Source organism: Mycolicibacter hiberniae (genome assembly GCF_010729485.1).
Taxonomy (GTDB): domain Bacteria; phylum Actinomycetota; class Actinomycetes; order Mycobacteriales; family Mycobacteriaceae; genus Mycobacterium; species Mycobacterium hiberniae.
Window position 1 is genome coordinate 325383 of sequence record NZ_AP022609.1, and the last position, 21636, is coordinate 347018.

The window sequence follows — 21636 nt, forward strand, 5'->3', positions numbered from 1 at the left end:
TCTGGTGCCCCCGGCAGGATTCGAACCTGCGACACCGGCTTTAGGAGAGCCGTGCTCTATCCCCTGAGCTACGGGGGCGGGGGACCTAGAAAGCGGTCGGTGTAGAGAACCCGCGGGGCCGTCTCATGCTAGTCGGCGAGCTGGCGGCCGCGGCATTTGGGCTCGCGGCGGCGCTAGCGCGTCTCCGGTAAGGCGGCGGGCGCGTTGGGCGCCTCAGTCGCTGGTCGTGGCTTTGTTTCGCTGGTAGTGCCGGCGTGCCTTCATCCGGTTGCCGCAGATGGCCATCGAGCACCACCGGGCCGTATTGGGCTTGCTGCGATCAATCAGGAACAGTTGGCAGTCGGCATTGGCGCAGGGCCGCAGTCGCCCTGGGCTGGAGATCCGCAGTGCGTCCCAGGCGAGGATGGCGCGCGCAGCGGCCGGCGACGCCTTGCCGGTGTCCAGGGTCCAGGTGATGCCGTTGTCGCTGAGTGCTGGGAACAGTCCGACTCCAACGAGGAACGGCTGCAGGGCCTGCGGCGTCCGGTCTCCACGCACGATGTCTTGCAGCGCATCCCGGACGTCGCGGAGTTCTTGCATGCGCTGTTCGTTTGCCGGGCCGAGGTCGCGGGAACTCAACCACGCTGGTGCCGTCACCGGGTCCGCGAGTTCATCGCGTGCCACGCCGTCGATGACGGGGGTGGAGTTGAGCAAGTCCAAGAGCAGCGCCTCGTCGCCGCGGCCGGCCACCACGATATCCATATAACCTCCAAAAATCTATTGACAGGTTACATCACGGGTGCTTCACTCCTAACTATCAAAAATAAATTAAGGAGTTAGGTATGGTTGCTACGGCCAGATACCACCACGCCACCGTCGGCGGGCGCCGGTTGTTCTACCGCGAAGCCGGACGCGGTGATGCGCCCGCCGTTGTATTGCTGCACGGCTTTCCGACCAGCTCGTACATGTTTCGGGATCTGATCACCCGCCTGGCGGACGACTACCACGTGATCGCCCCGGACTACCTCGGCTTCGGCTATTCGGACATGCCGCTGGCGAGCGAGTTCGACTACACCTTCGACAACCTCGCGGAACTCACGCAGGCACTGCTGGACCAGCTGGGGCTGGACCGCTATGTGATCTATGTCCAGGACTATGGGGCCCCGATCGGCTGGCGGCTGGCGCTGAACCGCCCCGACTCCATCCGCGCGATTGTCACGCAGAACGGCAATGGCTATGACGAGGGGTTCGTCGAAGGCTTCTGGAAAACCGTCTGGGACTACCAGCGTGAGCAGACACCCGAGACGGAGGCGGCCATCCGGACGGCGTTGGATGCCGAGTCGATCAGATGGCAGTACCTGACCGGCGCCCCGGATGAGACCGTGGTCAGCCCCGATACCTGGACTCTGGATGCTGCGCTCCTGGCTCGTCCGGGCAATGACGAGATTCAACTCAAGCTCTTCCGGGACTACGCCACCAATCCGCCGATGTATCCCGCTCTGCACGAGTACCTGCGCACCAGTGAAGTCCCGGTGCTGGCGGTCTGGGGTCAAGGGGACCCGATCTTTGGCCCCGAGGGTGCCCGAGCATTCGGCCGCGACGCCGTCGACGCGGAGATCCATCTGCTCGATGGCGGCCACTTTCTGCTGGAGACCGCCGCCGACGAGGTCGCCGCCCTGATCAAGGGCTTCTTGAGCCGGGTCGGCGGACAGTAGCCGTCATTGCCGCCGTGGCCCGACCTGTGGTCCTGGTCTTCGACGTCAACGAGACCCTTATCGACATCGAAGCACTGGAGCCGTATTTCGTCAGATTGTTCGGGCGTCCCGGCGCGCTCCGGGAGTGGTTTGGCCAGCTGGTCATGTATTCGATGGCCGTCACACTGGCCGACTGCTATACCGGCTTCTTCGCCTTGGGTCAGGCCGCGCTGAGGATGCTCGCCGAGACGCACGGCGTGCAATTGGCGGACGGCGACGTGGCGGCCCTGACCGACGCGATGGCTACCATGCCGGCACATCCCGATGTTGCACCCGGGCTGGCACGCCTGCGCGACGACGGCTATCGATTGGTGGCGCTCACCAACTCGCCGAGCCGCCGCGGTCGCCGGACAGCCTTGGAAAGTGCTGGTCTGGACGGTTATTTCGAGCGCCAGTTCAGCGTCGACGCGCTGCGGATCTTCACGCCCGTAACGGCGCTGTACCTGCACACGGCCGGCGACCTGAGAGTGCGGGCTTCGGCCTGCATGATGGTCGCCGCCCACGCCTGGGACACGATCGGCGCGCAATCCGCCGGATTCAGTGGAGCGTTGATCGCGCGCCCCGGCAACGCGCCGCTACGAGCGGAGGGGGTTCACCAGCCCGACCTCATCGCAGCCGACCTCGTCGATCTCGCAGAAAAACTGGCGCAGAAATTCGAATCATAGTACGCACCAAAAATCTTCATAGGAGATGAAACTGATGAGCACCACGCCGAAACCAGCCATCTCGACCGAACCCGCGGTTGTACGAGAACCCCCCGGCGGCCCGACCATGCGGGCGATCGTTCTCGACGGCTTCGGTGGACTGGATGTCCTGACCTACACCGACATCCCCAAGCCACGACCGAAGGACGGCGAGGTGGTGATCAGGGTCAAAGGATTCGGAATCAACCACGCCGAAATGCACATGCGCCGCGGTGAGTGGGCCGAGGCCGCCGAAGTCAGCGGTATCGAATGCGTGGGCATCGTCGACGCCTGCCCGGGAGGAGAGTTTCCGACCGGCGCCAAAGTCGCGGCCCTGATGGGCGGGCTCGGCCGCACCATCAACGGCAGCTACGCACAATTCACCCGCATACGCGCTGAGAACGTCGCCCTGATCGAGTCCGAGCTGTCGTGGGACCAGCTGGCCGCACTGCCGGAAACCTATGCCACCGCATGGACCTGCCTGTTCCGCAACCTTCATCTGACCGCCGGACAGACCGTCGTGATCCGAGGCGCAACATCGTCCTTCGGTCAAGCGGCCGTGAAGCTGGCCGTGGAGGAGGGGGCCCGTGTCATCACCACAACCCGCAACCGGGAACGGTTCGGCCTGCTGATGTCACTGGGCGCCGAACGTGCCGAACGGGAGAGGCCTGACCTGAGTGCCCACATCGCCGAAGCCAAAGAGATCGACGCCGTTCTCGATCTCGTCGGCAACAGCACCATTCTGGATTCCCTGGACATGCTGCGCCGCGGCGGCACGGCATGCCTGGCGGGCTGGCTCGGCGGGCTGGACCCCATCGCCGATTTCAACCCGCTGCTGCAGATGGCCAGCTGTGTCAATCTGAGCTTCTTCGGCAGCTTCGCCTTTGGCACGCCCGGTTTTGCGCTGTCGGATGTGCCACTGCAGGACATCGCCGACACGGTACGCCACGGCCGTCTCGACGCCACCCCCTCGAAGGTGTTCACCTTCGACCAGATTCGTGAAGCGCACCGGGTCATGGAAAACGGCGAGGCTGCCGGAAAAATGGTGGTAGTACTCGACTGAGCTACTCGGATACCAGCACGTCACGCACACGACCAGGAACCTGGCGACAACGGTATTCCTCGGCCATAACCGGAAGGGAAGCATTGTGAAGATCGCGGTTGCCGGCGGTACCGGCAAGACCGGACGCAAGGTGGTCGAACACCTGCACAGCCAAGGACACCAGCCGGTCATCCTGGCCCGCGCCCACGGGGTGGACCTGCTGGAAAACACCGGTCTCGACGCCGCGCTCGAGGGCGTCGAGACCGTCATCGACGTCAGTGACTTCGCGGCCGTGAACGCCAAGAAGGCGCGGGCGTCCTTCGGTACGGCGACGGCGAATCTGCTGGCTGCCGCGCAGCAAAACGGCGTGCGCCACCATGTGGTGTTGTCGATCGTCGGAGTCGACCGGGTGGGAACCGGCTACTACCAGGGCAAGCTGCACCAGGAGGAGTTGGTCAAGGCCGGTCCCATCGCGTGGACCATCCTGCGGGCCACCCAGTTTCACGAATTCGCCGACCAGGTCCTGTCGCAGGTGCCAGGGCCTGTGGCGCTGGTCCCCAGAATGCAGTCGCAGCCCATTGCCGTCAGCGAGGTGGCTGTCCACCTGTGCGAGCTGGCGGTCGGGGCACCGCAGCAGATGGCGCCCGAGATCGCCGGGCCGCGCGTCGAATCGGTGGTCGACATGGCCCGCCAATTGGTCCGGCACCGTGGCCGGCACCGGCCGATGATTCCGCTGCCGGTACCCGGCGCCGCCGGCAAAGCCATGGCCCACGGTGGCCTGTTGCCCACCGGGCCCGGCCCGCGGGGCCGGCAGACCTACGCCGAGTGGCTGGCCGCACTGACCCCGGAAGAACGGTGACCCCGCCGTGAACCGCAACGTGCACCGCCTCGCTCTGAGCTACCTGACGTTCTTCGGTTTCGGCCTGGGCCTGTGGGCCTACGCGGCTCCGCTGCACTGGTACCAGACGTTCCCCGGGATGGGAATGACGTGGCTGCCCGTACTCGGCCCCTACAACGAGCATCTGGTGAAGGACGTGGGCTCGGCGTTGCTGGGGCTGGGAGTGCTCAGTGCCGCGGCGCTCTATTACCTGAGCAACCGCGCCGTGGTGGTGGTCGCCGCGCTGAGCTGGTCGACCTTCAATGTGCTGCACCTGATCTACCACCTGGGCATGCTGCACATGTACGGCCCGCGCGACGCGGCGCTCAACGCGGTGGGCCTGAGCCTGCTGTCGGTGGTGTCGCTTGTGCTGCTGGTGCCCGCACGCCGGGACACCGAGGTATTGAGCCCCCAATGACCTATGACTACGACGTTGTGGTGATCGGCTCGGGTTTCGGCGGCAGTGTGGCGGCGCTGCGGCTGACCGAGAAGGGTTATCGCGTCGCGGTGCTGGACATGGGCCGCCGGTGGGCGCCCAGCGACTTCCCGCCCAACAATTGGCATGTCCGCAAGGCCATGTGGGCGCCGAAACTGGGCTGCTTCGGTCCGCAACGGCTGACGGTGCTGGGTAAGACGTTCATCGCCAGCGCCGTCGGCGTCGGCGGCGGTTCGTTGATCTACGGCAACACCCTCTATGAACCGCTGGAGCGGTTCTTCGCCGACCCGCAGTGGGCGCACATCACCGATTGGCGCGCGGAGCTCGCGCCGTATTACGACCAGGCCCGCCGGATGCTGGGGGTGACCCCCACCCCGCACACCACCCCGGCCGACGAGGTGCTGCGGGCGGTGGCCCGCGATCTGGGCGTCGAAGACACCTATCACCCCACCAACGTGGGTGTGTTCTTCGGCGACGAACCGGGTAAGACCGTCGCAGATCCGTTCTTCGGCGGGGCAGGTCCCGAGCGCACCGGATGCATCGGCTGCGCACAGTGCTTCACCGGATGCCCGCACAACGCCAAGAACACCACCGAGACCAACTACCTGTATCTGGCCGAGCGTGCCGGCGCCCAGATCCATCCGATGACCACGGTCACCGATGTGCGCCCGGCCGGCGACGGCTACGTGGTCAGCACCGTGCGCACCGGCCGGTGGGTACGCAAGGCGCGGCGCGATTTCACCGCGGGTCAAGTGGTGTTCGCCGCGGCGGCGCTGGGCACCCAGCGCCTGTTGCACAAGCTGCGCGACACCGGATCGCTGCCGCACCTGTCGTCGCGCCTGGGCGAGCTGACCCGCACCAACTCCGAAGAGGTGCCGGCGGTGTTCACCCCCGAGCGCGACGACTTCGCGCAGGGTGTGGCGATCACCTCGTCGATCCACCCGGAGGCCAACACCCATGTGGAGGTGTGCCGCTACGGCAAGGGATCCAATCTGTTGTCGATGATGGGCACCCACCTGATCGACGGCGGCCCGTGGCGTTTCGCCCGGTTGATGCTGACCATCGCACGTCACCCGGTGATGCTGTTGCGCAGCATGTTCCCCCGCAACGCCTCGGCGCATTCGATCATCGTGCTGGTGATGCAGTCGCTGGACAACTCGCTGACCACCTACCGCAAGCGCGGTCTGTTCGGCACGCGTTTGACGGCGAAACAGGGTGTGGGCGAACCGAACCCGGATTGGATTCCGCTGGCGCACGACGTGGCGCGCCGGATGGCCGAGAAGGTCGGCGGGATGGCCGGCGGGACCTATCTCGATGCGCTCAACATCCCGCTGACGGCGCATTTCATCGGCGGCTGCCCGATCGGGGATTCGGCCGATTCCGGCGTCATCGACCCCTATCAGCGGGCCTACGGGCACCCCGGTCTGCATGTCGTCGACGGCTCGGCGATCACCGCGAACTTGGGGGTGAACCCCTCGTTCACCATCACCGCGCAGGCGGAACGGGCGATGGCGTTGTGGCCCAATAGGGGAGACCCGGATCCCCGGCCCCCGCTGGGGCAGCCTTACCGGCGCATCGCACCGGTGGCACCGCGATACCCGACGGTGCCCGACAGTGCCCCCGGCGCGCTTCGGCTGCCGTTGTCGCCGGCTTGACGGCGGCGATGCGGAGCGGCCCCGCTCGGCGATATCGTTGGCAACTGTCATGAAACCCGATGAGGACGCCGCTGGCCGAGCCGCGCTTGAGTGGCTGATGTCGGCTGATCTGCGGGAGTTGGCCGCCGAATCCGAATACATCGCTCAGCGTTTCGCCGGCTCCCACGACGTGCGCCCCACCGACTTCCGTGCCCTGCTGCACATCATGGTCGCTGAGACCGCCGGAACCCCGATCAGCCCCGGCGAGCTGCGCCAGCGGCTGGGACTCTCGGGTGCCGCCATCACCTATCTCGTCGACCGTCTCATCGCGTCCGGCCACGTGCGGCGTGAGGCGCATGCATCGGATCGGCGCAAGGTCACGTTGCGCTATGCGGCGCTGGGTCTTGACACCGCCCGCGCGTTTTTCGCGCCACTGCAGGCGCATACGCATCAAGCTCTCGCAGAGATCTCCGATGCCGACCTGCAGACCGCCCACCGCGTCTTCACCGCGCTGATCGGGGCCATGCGGCAGTTCCATTCCGAGTTGGAGTGACGTCGGGTGGCCTGCTCGTCGGTCGGCGCCGCTGCGCTAATCCGCGGGGCAAGATGGTCAGATGCCGGCCCTGCTGTGGTACCGCCGTGACCTGCGCGTCGGCGACCTGCCGGCGCTGTCGGCGGCGCTCGCGGACGATCCGCAGGTGCTCGCCTGTTTCGTCCTGGACCCACGCCTTGAGGCCTCCGCGGGGCAACGCCGGCTCCAGTATCTGGCGCAGTGCCTGCGCAGCCTGCGCGATGACCTGGGCGGCCGGCTGCTGGTGACCCGCGGATCCCCGCAGGAGCGGATCCCGCAGATCGCCGCGGAACTCGGTGCTACGGCTGTGCACGTGTCGGAGGATTTCGGTCCATACGGCCGGCGTCGCGACGCGCAGGTGCGCGCCGCGCTCGGCGAGGTCCCCCTGGTCGCCACCGGATCGCCGTACCTGGTCTCCCCGGGCCGGGTCGTCAAAGACGACGGAACCCCCTATCGGGTTTTCACCCCGTTCTTTCGCCGGTGGCGCGACCACGGCTGGCGCCGCCCGGCCGGCTCGCAACCGGTGCACTGGATCGATCCGCGCGACGTGCCCGGCACGACCGCGCTCCCGGTCGAAATCCCGGAACCCGGCGGGCGCGCCGAATTTCCGGCGGGGGAGGCTGCCGCGCGCGACCACTGGGCGGCGTTTGTGGCCGGTGAGCTGCACCGGTACGCCCAGGATCGCGATCGGCCGGACCGCAACGGGTCAAGCCGGATGTCGGCCCACCTGAAATTCGGCACCATCCATCCCCGCACCATGGCCGCCGATCTCAACCCAGGCAATGCGGGGGCCGGCGCCTATCTGCGGCAGCTGGCCTTCCGGGACTTCTACGCCGCGGTGCTGTATCACTGGCCGGGCAGTTTGTGGGCCAACTGGAACCGCGAGTTCGACGGCATCCAGACCGATACCGATACCGAGGCGTGCCGCCGGTTCGAGCGCTGGAAAGCGGGCCAGACGGGCTTTCCCATCGTCGACGCGGGCATGCGTGAGCTGTTCGCCACCGGGTTCATGCACAACCGGGTGCGCATGATCGCGGCCTCGTTTCTGGTCAAGGACCTGCACCTGCCCTGGCAATGGGGCGCCCGGTGGTTTCTGGACCAGCTGCTCGACGGGGACATGGCGAACAACCAGCACGGCTGGCAGTGGTGCGCGGGCTGCGGAACCGATGCGGCGCCCTACTTCCGGGTGTTCAACCCGACGCTGCAGGGCCGCAAGTTCGATCCGGACGGCGCCTACATTCGCCGCTGGGTGCCCGAGCTCGCCGACGTCGCCGATCCGCACCTGGCGCGGGAGGCGCCGCCGGGTTACCTCGAACCGATGGTGGATCACCGCGAAGAACGGGCGGAAGCGCTGCGCCGCTACCAGCGGATCAGCGGCTAGAACACCCGACGCCATGGCGAGCCACACAATAATTCATTAAATGAATAATTAAGTTGTTGAACCAACTGTGCCGGTGGAGCTACAGTGGAAGCTCTAGGGGAAACGACGCGGAGGGGGCCACGTTGAGCAGTCAAAGGCAGCGGCCGCTATGAGCGGGCCGTTCGGAATGATCGGTGCGGCCTTCGAGGCCGTCGGGTCGGTGGTGGGGTGCCGATCGGGCACCGAGGAGCCCGACCACACCGTGGAGCAGCGGCTGGGTTCTGTCGAGATCCGCCGCTACCACGAACGCGTCGTGGCGCAGACGGTCGTCACCGGTGATGAGGAGGCAGTCCGCAACGTCGGCTTTCGGCGGCTTGCCGGCTACATCTTCGGCGGCAACCGCTCACGGACGAAGTTGGCGATGACCGCCCCCGTTGCTCAAGGGACCGCCACGGGCGAGCGCATCGCCATGACGGCCCCAGTGGCCCAGCAATCCACCGGTGCGGGGCAATGGGTGATCCGTTTCTTTCTGCCGGCCGACGTCAGCCTGGAATCGGCGCCGGAACCCGACAACCCGGCGGTGCAGTTGGCCCGGGTGCCTGCCGAAACCGTGGCGGTGCACAGATTTTCCGGCGATCGAGGCCGCCGTGCCGTCGAATCGCACAGCGCCACGTTGCTGAACGCCTTGAAAGACACGGAATATGAGCCAGTCGGCTCACCGCAGGCATGGTTCTACGATCCGCCCTGGACGGTTCCGATGTTTCGCCGCAACGAGATTGCGGTATCTGTCACAAAAAGCAGTTGACCTAAGGAGTAACGTGCGCATCTCCACTCTGCTCGGAACCGGCGCAGCGGTAGCCGCCACGGCCGTCGCAGGATCTGCTGCGACCACGCCAGAGGTCAAAGCCGACTGGTACGAACGGCTTTCCAAGCCCCCGTACCAGCCGCCTCCACAAGTATTCCCGGTGGTCTGGCCGGCGCTCTACACCGACATCGCCGCCGTCTCGGCAAGCACCATCGACGAATTGCACGCACGCGGTGAGTCGGGCAAACAGCGCTCTTACATCGTCGCGCTGATCGTCAACCTGCTGCTCAACGCGGGCTGGTCGTGGGTTTTCTTCAAAGGGCGGCGATTCGGGTCTTCGGCCGTGGTCAGCGCGGCGCTGGCGGCCAGCAGCGCCGATCTGGCGCGCCGAGCCATCGCGGTGCGGGGTGCACGCGCGGTACCGCTGGTGCTCTACCCCTTGTGGTGCACTTTCGCCACCGTGTTGAGCGGGCACATCGCGATACTCAACCGCCGTCGTTAGACGCGCGGTCCGGCTCTTGGTCGGCGGCACGGCCCAGCAGATGCCGCAGCAACGGTTCGAGCTCGGGCAGGCGGAACCGGTGATCGGCAGCGCTGAGACGCGCGGGCAGGACCCGCTGGCTCGCGCCGGCGAGTTCGCGCGCACCTTGTGCGCCCAGCAACAGCCGCGGACCCAGGCTCGGTACCGGAAGGACCGTGGGCCGGTGCAGGACCCGCCCCAGCGTTTCGGTGTATTCGCTGTTGCGCACCGGATTCGGCGCGACGGCATTGACAGCGCCGGACAGTCCGGTATCCCAGAGGGCGCGATGATAGACATCGATCAGATCGTCGATGCCGATCCACGGCAGCCACTGCCGGCCGTCGCCCAGCTTGCCGCCGAGGCCGGCGGAGAACAACGGCCGCATGAGGCGCAGCGTCCCGCCGCTGGGCGATTGGACGATCCCGGTGCGGATCCGGACGACGCGCGCTCCGGCCTGCTCGGCGGGTGCCAGTGCGTCCTCCCAGTCGGCGACCACGTCGGCGAGAAACCCGTCGCCGCGCGCACTGTCCTCGGTGAGGATCTCGTCTTGTCGGTCATGCCCGTAAAAACCGACCGCTGAGGCGCACACCAAAGCCACCGGATGTTCGGTGCTGCGAGCCACCAGTTCGGCAAGTCTGCGGGTGGGGCCGATTCTGCTGTCGCGGATCGCGCGGCGGTGCCCGGCGGTGAAGCGGCCCGCGATCGACTCGCCGGCCAGATGGATCACCGCGTCCACACCGGCCAGCAGATCCCGGTCCGGGTCGTCGGGGTTCCACTGCCGCTGCTCCGGACCGGATGCGGCATGCCGAACCAGCCGGATCACCCGATGGCCGCCCGTGCTCAAGGATGCGGTCAGGGCCGAGCCCACGAGGCCCGACGATCCGGTGACCGCCACCGTCAGGGGCTCAAGGCCATGCTGTTGCGCGCGCTGGTGCGCGGCGAGGTCATCGGCGAGCTGGCGATGCCGGTAGACGAACATCGGCCGCAGCAGGGACCCGGGGATCGGGGTGTCGACGTGGTCGATCACCCGGGTCCGACCGTCGCCCAGATCCTCGAAATCGTGGGTGTGCGTCCAACTGAGCGTCGCGCGGGTGGGAAGTGATGCCAGGCCGTGCCCGCCGAGCGCGTCGACGAATCGCGCGGGCGGGTCATAGCCGTCGGGCTGGTGTTCGGCGACCCACCGGAGTCCGCCGGGAAGAGCCAGTACGGCCGTCCCGTCGCGCAGCGAATCGGCCTCGCTGACCAGGCGCATCGGCTGCCACGGCGGACTCAGTCGGGTGAACGCGCCCGGCCGCTCATGCCATGCGAAGACCTCCGCGCGCGGAGCGGCAACGGTGCTGGAGAAGTCCACACTCATTCCTCGACGCTACTGGGAGGAGCCAGTTATGCAATCGCTGTCGGCGATCCTGCCGTCGAACCCGACCACGGCGTCCGCGGTTCCGAATCACAGTTATGCGGCGTCATGCGAAAAGACAGGTTGCCTCGATTGCGCACACCAAGCGCGGCAGATTCGTGGTCGGGTGAGCCGCGTGACGGAGCCCGATCGCGGAGATCAGCCATTGAACGTATTGGTGACCGGGGCAACCGGCTACATCGGGGGCCGCCTGGCTCCCCGCCTGGTCGAAGCCGGCCACCGGGTACGCGTGTTGGCCCGTAACCCCGACAAGATCAGCGATGTCCCGTGGGCGGCGGACGTCGACGTGGTTCGCGGCGACCTCACCGACCCGGACTCTCTGGACGAAGCGTGCCGCGACATCGACGTCGTCTACTACCTGGTGCACTCGATGGGAAACCCGGGGGAATTCATCGAGTCGGAGCGGCGGTGCGCGCAGAATCTCGCTGCCGCGGCCCAACGGGCCGGGGTGGGGCGCATCGTCTACCTCGGCGGCCTGCATGCGGAATCGGATCGTTTGTCCACGCATCTGCGATCACGCGGCCAGGTCGGAGAGATCTTGCTCAACTGCAATGTGCCGACCGTGGTACTGCAGGCCGGGGTGGTGATCGGTTCCGGCTCGGCGTCTTTCGAGATGATTCGGCACCTGACCAATCGGCTACCGGTGATGACCACGCCGCGCTGGGTCAACAACCGCATCCAGCCCATTGCGATCCGCGATGTCCTTTACTACCTGCTCGCCGCCGCGACCATGCCGCTGCCGCGTAGTCGCTCCTATGACATAGGTGGTCCCGATGTCTTGCGCTACGGCGAGATGATGCAGATCTATGCCGACGTGGCCGGGCTGACCCGACGCAGAATCCTCGTCCTACCGGTCCTCACGCCGAAACTGGCCGGGCTGTGGATCGGGCTGGTGACTCCTGTCCCGCCCCGGATCGGTCGCGCCCTGATCGAGTCCTTGAGCACCGACGCAATCGCTTCCGAGCAGGACATCGATGCAGTGATTGCGCCGCCACCCGGCGGCAAGACCCGCTACCGAGACGCCGTTGCGCTCGCGCTACGCCGCATCGACAGCGGTGATGTGGAAACCACCTGGGCCGATGCTTCTGCCACCGGCGCCCCCGCTGACACGCTGCCTTCGGATCCCAGCTGGGCTGGGGAAGTGGTCTACACCGACGATCGCAGCGTCGACTGCGACGCCACTGTCGAGCAGGTGTGGCAGGTCGTCGAAGGTGTGGGTGGTGAGAACGGCTGGTACTCCTTCCCGCTCGCCTGGACGATCAGGGGCTGGCTGGACCGACTCACCGGGGGCGTCGGGTTGGCGCGGGGCCGCCGCAACCGACAGGTCCTGCACACGGGTGACGTCCTCGACTTCTGGCGAGTCGAACGCCTAGAGCGACCGCATCTGTTGCGGCTCCGCGCCGAGATGCGTACCCCGGGCGGTGCCTGGCTCGAATGGCGGCTTGAGTCGTGTGGCGCACACACCACCAGACTGCATCAGCGTGCGATCTTCTTCCCCAAAGGCCTTGCCGGACAGCTCTACTGGTATTCACTTATGCCGTTCCACGGCATCATATTCACCGGCATGGCCAACAACATCGCCGTCGCCGCGGGCCGCGTACCACGAAGTCCGGGCGCGGAGACGGATGGTTCAACGACCGCTGATCGTCGGGTCGAAGGCTGCTCGCCGCAGGAGCGCTCATGATCACCATGCAGCGGGAGGTGAGCAGTGACGTGGCGCCGGATGTGGCGTTTGCGTACCTGGCCGATTTCACCACCACCGAGCTGTGGGACCCGGGAACCATCACGACAGTGCGTGTTTCGGGTGACGGCGGGGTGGGAACCCGCTACCGGAACACGTCCCGGTTCGCCGGACGGGTGAGCACCGTCGATTATGTCGTCACGGCGCTGCGGCCGGGCCAGTCGATCGACCTGCGCGGGGAGAACGCCTCCGTCATCGTCTGCGACACCATCACCGTCAACGCGCGGCAGACCGGCTGCGTGATCACCTATCGGGTGACGTTCGCCTTTCAGGGGTGGTTGAAGTGGATCGAGCCAGTGCTGCGCCCAGCCGTCACCCGGTTGCTCGACGACGGGGTGCGCGGACTTCGAGGGGAGCTGCGGCGCATCGGCGAGCAGGGGATCTGACCGGCGCCGGTGATCGGTGGTCGCAATCGTTGAGGATGCTTTCGAAGTTGGGCGCCACTCGAACCCGACCGTCGGCGGTGCGGCTCCGAATAACTCCTATGTATGCCCTACCGAAGACTGTGGCGCCTGCCCCGGTCGACGAATCCCCTGCCCGGTGTGCGGGTAGGTGAGACGTGGACGCCCGCGTGGAGGCCGCTGGCCTGAGTGAACAGACGCGAGAGGCTCTCGCCCGGCGCATCCGCGCCCGCCTCTCGGCCGCCGAGCACCAGAAGGCGGATCATGATGTGGCCATCGTCGGTGATGGAGTCTCCGCGCTTGCCCTGGCATTGGAGCTGCGCCGGGCTCGCCCGCAGACCCGGATCCTCGTCATCGGGCCGACCGACCACCCGGTTCCCGAGATCACTCACACGGTGGGCGAGTCCACCGTGGAGGTGTCGGCGCACTACCTGCGTCACCTCGGCTTGACCGAACACCTCACATCCCGGCAGATCCGCAAGATGGGTCTGCGCATGTTCTTCTCGAACGGCGGCAACACCGACATCACCAGGCGCCTGGAACTGGGCAGCTCCACCTACGCCCCGCAGGTGACCTACCAGATCGATCGCGGCAGGTTGGAGAACGAGCTCGCCCGCAGCGCCGCCGCCATGGGTGTTCGATTCGCCGGCGGACGGGTCCGCTCGGTGCAGATCACCGGTCCGGACGGCCTACACGTGGTCACCATCCAGGACGCCGAGGCGATTACCCGGACAACGGCGCGCTGGGTGGTCGACGCCTCGGGCCGCAACCGGCTGTTGCCCCGACAGCTTGAACTGCAGCGGCCCAATGCACACCAGTGCAATGCCGCCTGGTTCCGTGTCGCGACGGAGATCGATGTGGGTCGCTGGAGCGATGACCCGGCCTGGCGCCAGCGACTGAGCGAGGGCGACCGCGCGATGTCCACCAATCACCTGATGGGCCCGGGCTACTGGGTCTGGCTCATCCGTCTCCCGTCGGGAGCCACCAGCGTCGGCATCGTGGCAGACCCCGACTTCGAGCCGTTCGACGGTTTCAACACCTTGGACAAGGCCAAGGCGTGGCTGCGCGCACATGAGCCGCAACTGGCCGAGGTGCTGGAAGAGCACACCGGCGCGATCATGGATTTTCGGGTCATGAAGAGGTACAGCCATGGCGCGAGCAAGGTGTTCGACGGCCGCGACCGCTGGTGCCTGACCGGGGACGCCGGCATCTTCCTGGATCCGCTGTATTCGTCTGGACTGGACTTGGTCGCGATCGGCAACGGCCAGATCACGGACATGGTCACTCGCGATCTCGACGGCCAAGACGTGGTCGCGCGTGCACAGATCAGCGACGCGGTGTTCCGATCGCTCGGCGAAATGTGGCTGGTGGTGTACCAGGGGCAATACGCCTTGATGGGCAGGCCCGCCGTGATGTCGGCGAAGATCATCTGGGATATCGCGTTCTACTGGGGATTCATCGGCCTGCTTTACATCAACGGCCGCTTCGTCGGCATCGCCGACGACCCGGAGTTCGTCCCGCACCTCAACGGCCTCATCGCGCTGAGCAATCGGGTCCAGAAGTTTCTTCAGGAGTGGGCGGAAATCGATGACGGCACCCCGTCAGTGCCCTTCGTCGACTTGTACGCTCCGCTGAATTTCATGGTTTCGCTGCACGTTTCGATGATGGAACCCAGCAGGAACTTCGCGGAGCAGTTCGACGCGAATGCCGCGTTGCTGCGCCGGCTGGCCGGACAGCTCGCCGAGACGGTGATCGCGGAGAAGTCGCTGGAGTTCGACGACGACAACGTCATGGCGACGGTGCAGAACTGGCAACAGGATCCGCTGCTCCGAGAGTTGCGCTCGGCCTACCGGCGCGGCCAGCGCGACGATCCGCTCAGTGAGGGCTGGATCGTCACCTCGTCACCGAAACTGCAACCGACCTAACGACCCCGGTGGTCGCGTTCGCCGCCGGCCCGCCGGCAGATGGGTACTCCAAGCACCTTATGCGAGAACAGGAGATGAAGTTGCCAGACGATGACGACCGCCGTGAACCGTTGGCCATCGTCGGGATCGGATGCCGGTTTCCCGGTGGTGCCGATTCCGCCGAACGCTTCTGGCAGCTGTTGCACAGTGCGACCGATGCGACCTGCGTAGTCCCCGAAACACGGTGGAACGCAGCCCGATACCACGATCCGAGCCCGGCCAAGGTCGGGAAGGTGGTCACGGCGCGAGGTGGCTTCCTGGGTGAGATCGATCAATTCGACGCACAGTTCTTCGGCATGTCGCCCCGCGAGGCGCACGCCCTGGACCCCCAACAACGTCTGCTGCTGCACGCCGCGTGGGAGTCGCTTGAGGACGCGGGAATACCGGCCGGTGACGTTGCCGGTGCCGATGTGGGCGTCTTCGTCGGCGGGTTCACGTTGGACTATCAGCTTCTCCAGAATCAGGGACATGCGAGTCGCTACCGGTTCAAGGCCCATTCGGCGACCGGGATGATGATGACGATGCTGGCCAACCGCATCTCCTACGCATTGGACCTACGCGGGCCGAGCATGTCCATCGACACCGCATGCTCAAGCTCGCTGGTGGCGGTGCACTTGGCGGCGCAAAGCATTTGGAACGGCGAATGCGAGCTGGCGCTGGCGGGCGGCGTCAATGTGATGATCGGCCCCAACACCGCCATTGCCGAATCCAAGAGTGGATTCCTGAGCCCGGAGGGGCGTTCCAAGGCCTTCGACGATGCCGCAGACGGCTATGCGCGCGGCGAGGGCGCCGCGATCGTCGTGATCAAACGGCTGAACAACGCACTGGCCGACGGCGACGAGATCTATGCGCAGATCCTCGGTACCGCGGTGTCGCAGGACGGCCACACCGACGGCATCACCGTGCCCCGCGGCCAAGCCCAGGAATGCGCCATCCGGACGGCACTGGATCGAGCGGGCGTGCAGCCGGCCGACGTCGGCTACGTCGAAGCGCACGGCACCGGCACGCCCGTGGGCGACCCCATCGAATTGCAGGCTCTCGCAGCCGCATTGACCATCGAACGGCCTGCGACGGCCCCACTTCTGATCGGCTCGGTCAAGACCAACATCGGTCACCTGGAAGCGGGCGCCGGTGTCGCCGGCCTCATCAAAGCGGCCCTGGTGGTCAAGCATGGCTACATACCGGCCCATCTGCACCTGCGGACACCCACTCGGTACGTCTCGCTGACCGACCTGAAGATCGATATTCCGGCGACGGGCAGACCATTCCCGGAATGCGAACGGCGCATCGCCGGTGTCAACTCGTTCGGATTCGGGGGCACCAACGCCCATGTCGTACTCGCCGAACCGCCGGTGGCGGACTCGGCCCCGCAGGTCGCCGAGCGTCCTGCGCTACCGCTGACCATCCTGCCGATATCGGCGCGTAGCGAGGACGCCCTGGTTGCCGCGGCCGGCCGACTGGCCGACCACGTCGACACCCATCCCGACATCGCGTTGCCGGACCTGGCCTACACCCTGAGCAGGCGGCGCACCCACCTGAACTATCGCCATACGCTGATCGCAGCAAGCGCCGCCGAAGCCCGCGCACAGCTCCGGAGCCTGGCCGAGGACAGCAAGGTCTCCACCGGCAGGGCCGTCCAGGACGTGCCCAAGCTGGCCTTCGTGTGCAGCGGCATGGGGCCCCAGTGGTGGGGGATGTGCCGCGAGCTGATGGACGTGTTCCCCGAGTTCACCGCCAGCCTCGAGCGCAGCGACCGCGAACTGTCTCGGTACGCGGACTGGTCCCTGATCGAGGAGCTTCGGCGCGACGAGGCCGACACCCGGATGACCGAAACCGAGTTCGCGCAACCGGCGAACTTCGCCATCCAGGTCGCACTCGCCGAGCAACTCGCCCAGTTCGGCATCAACCCGGACGCCGTGGTCGGCCACAGTGCCGGCGAGGTGGCCGCCCACCACCTCGCCGGCCTGCTCACCTTCGAGCAGGCCATCCACGTGATCTATCACCGCAGCCGGCTCCAGCAGCGGGCGAGCGGGTCGGGCAGCATGCTCGCCGTCGGTCTGGACGCGCAGACCCTGATGCGAACCCTCGATGAGGCGACCCGTGCGGCGCTGGCGGACCAGCGCGTCTCGGTGGCGGCGATCAACAGCCCGTTCGCGGTGACCCTCGCCGGCGACACCGAGGTTCTCGACGAGATCGCCCGGCAACTCAACGATGCCGCGGTCTTCAACCGTCGCCTCTCGGTGAAGGTGCCCTACCACTCCCACCACATGGACGCGGTGCGTGCCGAGCTGTTCAGCGCGTTTGAGGGGTTGTCGTCGAAGGCGGCGGTGCTGCCGTTGTACTCCACGGTCACCGGGGAGAAGCTGGACCGCTACCACGCCGGCGCCGCGTACTGGTGGCAGAACACCCGCGCCACGGTGCTTTTCGAACCGGCGATCCGCCGGATGCTCGACGATGGATACACCCACTTCGTCGAACTGGCCCCGCATCCGGTGCTGGCCGGATCGATCTTCGAGACCGCCGGCAAGCAGAACATCTCGGTTACCGCGAGCCAGCGCCGCGGCCAGGATGCCGGGCGGGCACTGCTGGAATGCGTGGGCGCGCTGTTCTGCCGGGGCCACGACATCGCCTGGTCGGTACTGCACCCCGACAGCGCGCACCGACTGCTCAAGCTCCCTTCCTACCCCTGGCAGACCAAACGGTTCTGGACCGAAACCCAGGAGGCGACCGAGGCGCTGTTCTACCAACCGGTGCATCCCCTGTTGGGGCAGAAGGTGAGTGCTGTCCACCCGACGTGGGAAGCCGAGTTGAGCACCGTCCTCACACCGTTTCTCAACGACCACCGGGTCCAAGGAAGCGTCGTCCTGCCCGGTTCGGCCTACGTCGAAATGGCTCACGCCGCCGCCGCCGAGACCTACGGCGCGACCTGCAGCGTGGACAACCTGGTGTTCCATCGCGCGGTGATCCTCGACGAAACCTGCGATCCGATACTGAGAACCACGCTGAACGAGCAGGACGGCATGCTGGAGTTCGCCGCCTTCACCGCGACGGCCAACGGCGACACCAGCTGGGCCATCACCGCCACGGCCGAACTCAACGTTCGCCCCGTCTCGCCGCGACTGCGTGACCTCTCCGTACAGCCCGACCCGCTCATCACGCTGGCCGATGAGGGCTTCTACGCCCGGACTCAGTCGATCGGCTTCACCTACGGCGATGCATTCCGATCCGTTCGGCGAGTGGCGGCCGGTGACGACTGGTCTGCCGCCGAACTGGTCATACCGCCGGCGATCGTCGACGACATCGACCAGTACCGGTTTCATCCGGCCCTGATCGACGGCGCCTTCCAGACCCTGTTCGGCGTCGCCGGCCTCGGCGAAAGGGCGGGCGACGACCCGTTCCTGCCCGCCCGAATCCGGCACTGCGCCATCTACGGCGCCCCCGCAGACGAGATGCGCGTGCACGCCCAGGTCGTCACGGCGACCAAAGACGAGGTCGAATGCGACATCACCGTCACCGATGACATCGGGACACCGCTGGCCGTTTTCAACGGCTTCACGGTGCAGTCGCTGGGCGTCGCAGCCCGCCTGTCGCTGGACCGCATCGACAGGGGACTGCTCGAACTGCACTGGCGCTTGGCCGACCACTCCCCGGACCGGCAGCCGGCCGAGCCGGCCGGCGAGTCGTCGTGGCTGGTGTTCACCGATGACTCGGGCGTGGGCGATGCCCTGACCGAGGAGCTGCGCCGCCGTGGTCACCGGGTCGCCACCGTCCGGCACCGGCGTGGCGGTGGGCTGCACGAAGCCGACGGCGGCTGCCAGATCGATCCCGGCTGCCCCGAACAGCTGGACCAGCTGTTCGCACAGCTCCACGGCGCCGCCGAACTCACCGGCATCGTCAGCTGCTGGCCCCTGGACATCGCTTCGGGTGCGGTCGAGCAGGACCGCTCGGGTGCGCCGGCGGACGACACGGATCTGCAGCTGGGCGTGCTGGCCGTCCTGCGCATCGTCAAAGCGCTCGCAGCACGGCCGACGACGGCACGCCTGCACCTGGTCACCGGCAACTGTCAGCCGGTGGCCGGCAGCCGACTCACCGGATTCGCCCAGGCCCCCGTCTGGGGCCTGGGCCGCGTCATCGGGCACCAGGAATTCGCCGAAAACTGGGGAGGTTTGATCGATATCGACGATGCCGATGACCCGGCTCAGACCGCTGTCCGCATCTGCGATCACCTGCTGGACGCCGATTCCGAAGACCAGATCGCGCTGCGCGGCGGAGCCGCTTTGGTCCCGCGCCTTCGTCCGTGCCACAGCCTGGCATCGCCGTTTCCCATCAAACTCAGCGCCGATGCGACGTACGTCGTCACCGGCGGCGTGGGTGCGCTCGGACGTCTGGTGGCCGGCTATCTCGCCGAGCGGGGAGCGCGGCATATCACGTTGCTGAGCAGAACTGAGCTACCGCCGCGGGAGGGCTGGGCCGCGTTGTCCGAATGCGACGCCCATTTCGCGACGGTCCGAGCGCTCGAGGCGATCGAAGAGCTCGGCGCAGAGATCGAGACCGCCAGCGTCGACATCACCGATTTTCAGCAGGTGGCCTCCTGGCGCGCCGATCACCTCGGCCGCGGCGGCCGCCCGATTCGCGGGCTGGTCCATGCGGCGGGCAGCGTCGACGATCACCTGCTGGTCAACATGTCCGAAGACGACTTCACCGCGGTGCTGGCCCCCAAGATCGTCGGCACCCAAGTGCTCCACGACGCGCTGCGCGACGACGCCCTGGAGTTCTTCGTGCTGTTCGGGTCCGCCGGCTCAGTCGTCGCGTCGCCGGGCCAGGGAAACTATGCGGCCGCCAATGCATTTCTCGACACCTTCGCACACTACCGGCGGGCGCAGGGCCTGCCGGCGTTGACCATCGGGTGGGGTCCGTGGTCGGTGGGCATGGTCGAGGAACTGAAGTTGGAGAACCTCTACGCGCAGCGGGGAATCGATCTGATCGCGCCCTCGGTAGGGTTACGGATTCTCGATCGGCTCATCAACCAGCAGATTCCCAGCGTCGTGGCGATGAGCGCGGATTGGAATCGCGCTCGCCGTGTCGGTTTCGCCGGACAACCGCCGCAGATGTTCGCCGATCTGGAGACCGTCGAAGGCCGTCGTGACGACGCCGAAGGGGCCTCCTCGATTCTGGCCGAGCTCGCCAACACCCCCGAAACCGAGCGTTTCGGCGTCATCGCCACCGCGGTTCGACAGCTGGTCGCCGATGTGTTCGACTGTGCGGTAACAGACTTCGAGACCAATGAAATGCTGGATGACATCGGCTTGGACTCCATGATGGCGATGGACTTCCGAGTACGCATCAACGAGGCGTTCTCCATTGATCTGCCGCTGCTGGAGATTATCCGCGGAGTCAGCGTCGACTCCCTTGCCGACCGGGTGCTCACGGAGCTGCACACCATCCACGGTGATGTTCCCACCGGGACGCCCGAGCCGGAAACGGCCCAGATCCCCGTCGAGGACGTCGACAGCGTGGTCGATGACCTCTCGGAGGACGAACTGCGAGAGTTGTTGGCCCAGCTCGATGCCCCGGCCGGCGGGCCGGACATGGACGGCGCACGGCGATGACCTCGGATCGGGCGTCAGCGGTGCAGGTACGGGGCCTGTGCAAAAGCTACGGGCGCCTGCGCGCCGTGCACGACCTGGATCTCGACATCTATGCCGCCGAGATCTTCGCCATCCTCGGTCCCAACGGTGCCGGAAAATCGACGACCATCGAGATTCTGGAAGGCCACCGCAAACGCGACTCCGGGCGGGTCAGCGTCCTGGGGCAGGATCCAGGTTCCGCGGGACGCGGCTGGCGCGCCAGAATCGGGATCGTCCTTCAGGAAACCAGTGACTTCGGGATGCTGACGGTCCAGGAAACCGTAAACATGTTCGCGAAATGCTATGGCACGGCGCGAACGTCGGGGGAACTGCTGGAACTGGTCGGGCTCGCCAGTACCTCCGGTTCGCGGGTCCGAACGCTGTCCGGCGGGCAGCGTCGCCGGCTGGATGTGGCGCTGGGGATCATCGGCCGACCGGAGCTGCTCTTTCTGGACGAGCCGACCACGGGTTTCGACCCCGAAGCGCGACGACAGTTCTGGGATCTCATCAGGCTGTTGTCCTGCGACGGCACGACCATCGTGCTGACCACCCACTACCTGGAAGAAGCCGCCGCACTGGCGGACCGGGTGGCGGTCGTGGCGGGCGGACGTCTGGCGGCGCTGGATTCCCCGGCGCACCTGACCGCGCACGTGGCTTCGGCCGCGACGGTGCGCTGGATCCAAGACGATGTGCTTCACGAGCAGCAGACCGACCGGCCCACGGAACTGATCCGGCGCCTCTCCGCCGGAGGCGGCGAACTGGCTCAGCTGACCGTCACGCGGCCCACCCTCGAAGACGCCTACCTGGGCCTGATCGAAGGGAATTGAC

Annotated in this window: 17 protein-coding genes and 1 tRNA gene; 15 read left to right on the top strand and 3 right to left on the bottom strand. The window is 66.7% G+C overall.

The genetic code is table 11. The features are described 5' to 3' along the window. Window positions 1-2: 2 nt before the first annotated feature. Together G6N14_RS01585 and G6N14_RS01590 are read right to left on the bottom strand one after the other, a co-directional pair. Window positions 3-78: transfer RNA gene (locus G6N14_RS01585), tRNA-Arg, on the bottom strand. A 135-nt stretch (window positions 79-213) separates the two neighbouring features. Next, window positions 214-741, bottom strand: coding sequence for a CGNR zinc finger domain-containing protein (locus tag G6N14_RS01590; protein ID WP_085134997.1), 528 nt, complete (start codon window positions 739-741; stop codon window positions 214-216). A gap of 80 nt (window positions 742-821) precedes the next feature. Between G6N14_RS01590 and G6N14_RS01595 the strand changes: the two genes are divergently transcribed. The 10 genes from G6N14_RS01595 to G6N14_RS01640 all read left to right on the top strand — a co-directional run bounded on the left by G6N14_RS01595 (window position 822) and on the right by G6N14_RS01640 (window position 9643). Next, window positions 822-1694, top strand: a complete 873-nt coding sequence (locus G6N14_RS01595; protein WP_085134998.1) for an alpha/beta fold hydrolase — start codon at window positions 822-824, stop codon at window positions 1692-1694. A 14-nt stretch (window positions 1695-1708) separates the two neighbouring features. Continuing rightward, entirely contained in the window at window positions 1709-2398 is a 690-nt protein-coding gene (locus G6N14_RS01600; protein WP_085134999.1) for a haloacid dehalogenase type II, read from the top strand. Between the two features lie 34 nt (window positions 2399-2432). Beyond that, complete coding sequence (locus G6N14_RS01605) at window positions 2433-3479, top strand: zinc-binding alcohol dehydrogenase family protein (RefSeq protein WP_085135091.1); 1047 nt, start codon at window positions 2433-2435, stop codon at window positions 3477-3479. Window positions 3480-3564: 85 nt separating this feature from the next. After that, window positions 3565-4317 carry an SDR family oxidoreductase gene (locus G6N14_RS01610; protein ID WP_085135000.1) on the top strand — a complete coding sequence of 251 codons (753 nt, stop codon included), beginning with the start codon at window positions 3565-3567 and terminating at the stop codon, window positions 4315-4317. 7 nt (window positions 4318-4324) lie between these two features. After that, complete coding sequence (locus G6N14_RS01615) at window positions 4325-4753, top strand: hypothetical protein (RefSeq protein WP_085135001.1); 429 nt, start codon at window positions 4325-4327, stop codon at window positions 4751-4753. Next, window positions 4750-6426 carry a GMC oxidoreductase gene (locus tag G6N14_RS01620; protein WP_085135002.1) on the top strand — a complete coding sequence of 559 codons (1677 nt, stop codon included), beginning with the start codon at window positions 4750-4752 and terminating at the stop codon, window positions 6424-6426. The genes G6N14_RS01615 and G6N14_RS01620 overlap by 4 nt, the downstream gene beginning before the upstream one ends. Window positions 6427-6523: 97 nt before the next feature. Next, window positions 6524-6958 carry a MarR family winged helix-turn-helix transcriptional regulator gene (locus tag G6N14_RS01625; protein WP_234808847.1) on the top strand — a complete coding sequence of 145 codons (435 nt, stop codon included), beginning with the start codon at window positions 6524-6526 and terminating at the stop codon, window positions 6956-6958. Between the two features lie 61 nt (window positions 6959-7019). Then, on the top strand, window positions 7020-8357 hold the full coding sequence (locus G6N14_RS01630; protein WP_085135004.1) for a cryptochrome/photolyase family protein: 1338 nt from the start codon (window positions 7020-7022) through the stop codon (window positions 8355-8357). A 148-nt stretch (window positions 8358-8505) separates the two neighbouring features. Further along, complete coding sequence (locus G6N14_RS01635; protein ID WP_085135005.1) at window positions 8506-9141, top strand: SOUL family heme-binding protein; 636 nt, start codon at window positions 8506-8508, stop codon at window positions 9139-9141. Between the two features lie 13 nt (window positions 9142-9154). After that, window positions 9155-9643 (top strand): TspO/MBR family protein, encoded by a 489-nt coding sequence (locus G6N14_RS01640; protein WP_085135006.1) that lies wholly within the window; start codon window positions 9155-9157, stop codon window positions 9641-9643. Here the strand turns inward: G6N14_RS01640 and G6N14_RS01645 are convergent. After that, window positions 9627-11018 carry a TIGR01777 family oxidoreductase gene (locus G6N14_RS01645; RefSeq protein WP_085135007.1) on the bottom strand — a complete coding sequence of 464 codons (1392 nt, stop codon included), beginning with the start codon at window positions 11016-11018 and terminating at the stop codon, window positions 9627-9629. The two genes, G6N14_RS01640 and G6N14_RS01645, sit on opposite strands and share 17 nt — an antisense overlap. Here G6N14_RS01645 and G6N14_RS01650 point away from each other — a divergent pair. The 5 genes from G6N14_RS01650 to G6N14_RS01670 all read left to right on the top strand — a co-directional run bounded on the left by G6N14_RS01650 (window position 10996) and on the right by G6N14_RS01670 (window position 21635). Further along, window positions 10996-12759, top strand: coding sequence for an SDR family oxidoreductase (locus tag G6N14_RS01650; RefSeq protein WP_235674196.1), 1764 nt, complete (start codon window positions 10996-10998; stop codon window positions 12757-12759). The two genes, G6N14_RS01645 and G6N14_RS01650, sit on opposite strands and share 23 nt — an antisense overlap. Then, a complete protein-coding gene (locus G6N14_RS01655; protein ID WP_085135009.1) occupies window positions 12756-13202 on the top strand; it encodes an SRPBCC family protein in 447 nt (148 codons plus the stop codon). The genes G6N14_RS01650 and G6N14_RS01655 overlap by 4 nt, the downstream gene beginning before the upstream one ends. A 173-nt stretch (window positions 13203-13375) precedes the next feature. Next, window positions 13376-15142 carry an NAD(P)/FAD-dependent oxidoreductase gene (locus G6N14_RS01660; RefSeq protein WP_085135010.1) on the top strand — a complete coding sequence of 589 codons (1767 nt, stop codon included), beginning with the start codon at window positions 13376-13378 and terminating at the stop codon, window positions 15140-15142. A gap of 74 nt (window positions 15143-15216) precedes the next feature. Next, complete coding sequence (locus G6N14_RS01665) at window positions 15217-20790, top strand: type I polyketide synthase (protein ID WP_085135092.1); 5574 nt, start codon at window positions 15217-15219, stop codon at window positions 20788-20790. Further along, the gene (locus G6N14_RS01670; RefSeq protein ID WP_085135011.1) at window positions 20787-21635 is read left to right on the top strand and encodes an ABC transporter ATP-binding protein; all 849 of its coding nucleotides are present in this window, start codon (window positions 20787-20789) and stop codon (window positions 21633-21635) included. The genes G6N14_RS01665 and G6N14_RS01670 overlap by 4 nt, the downstream gene beginning before the upstream one ends. The last annotated feature ends 1 nt before the right edge of the window (window position 21636 follow it).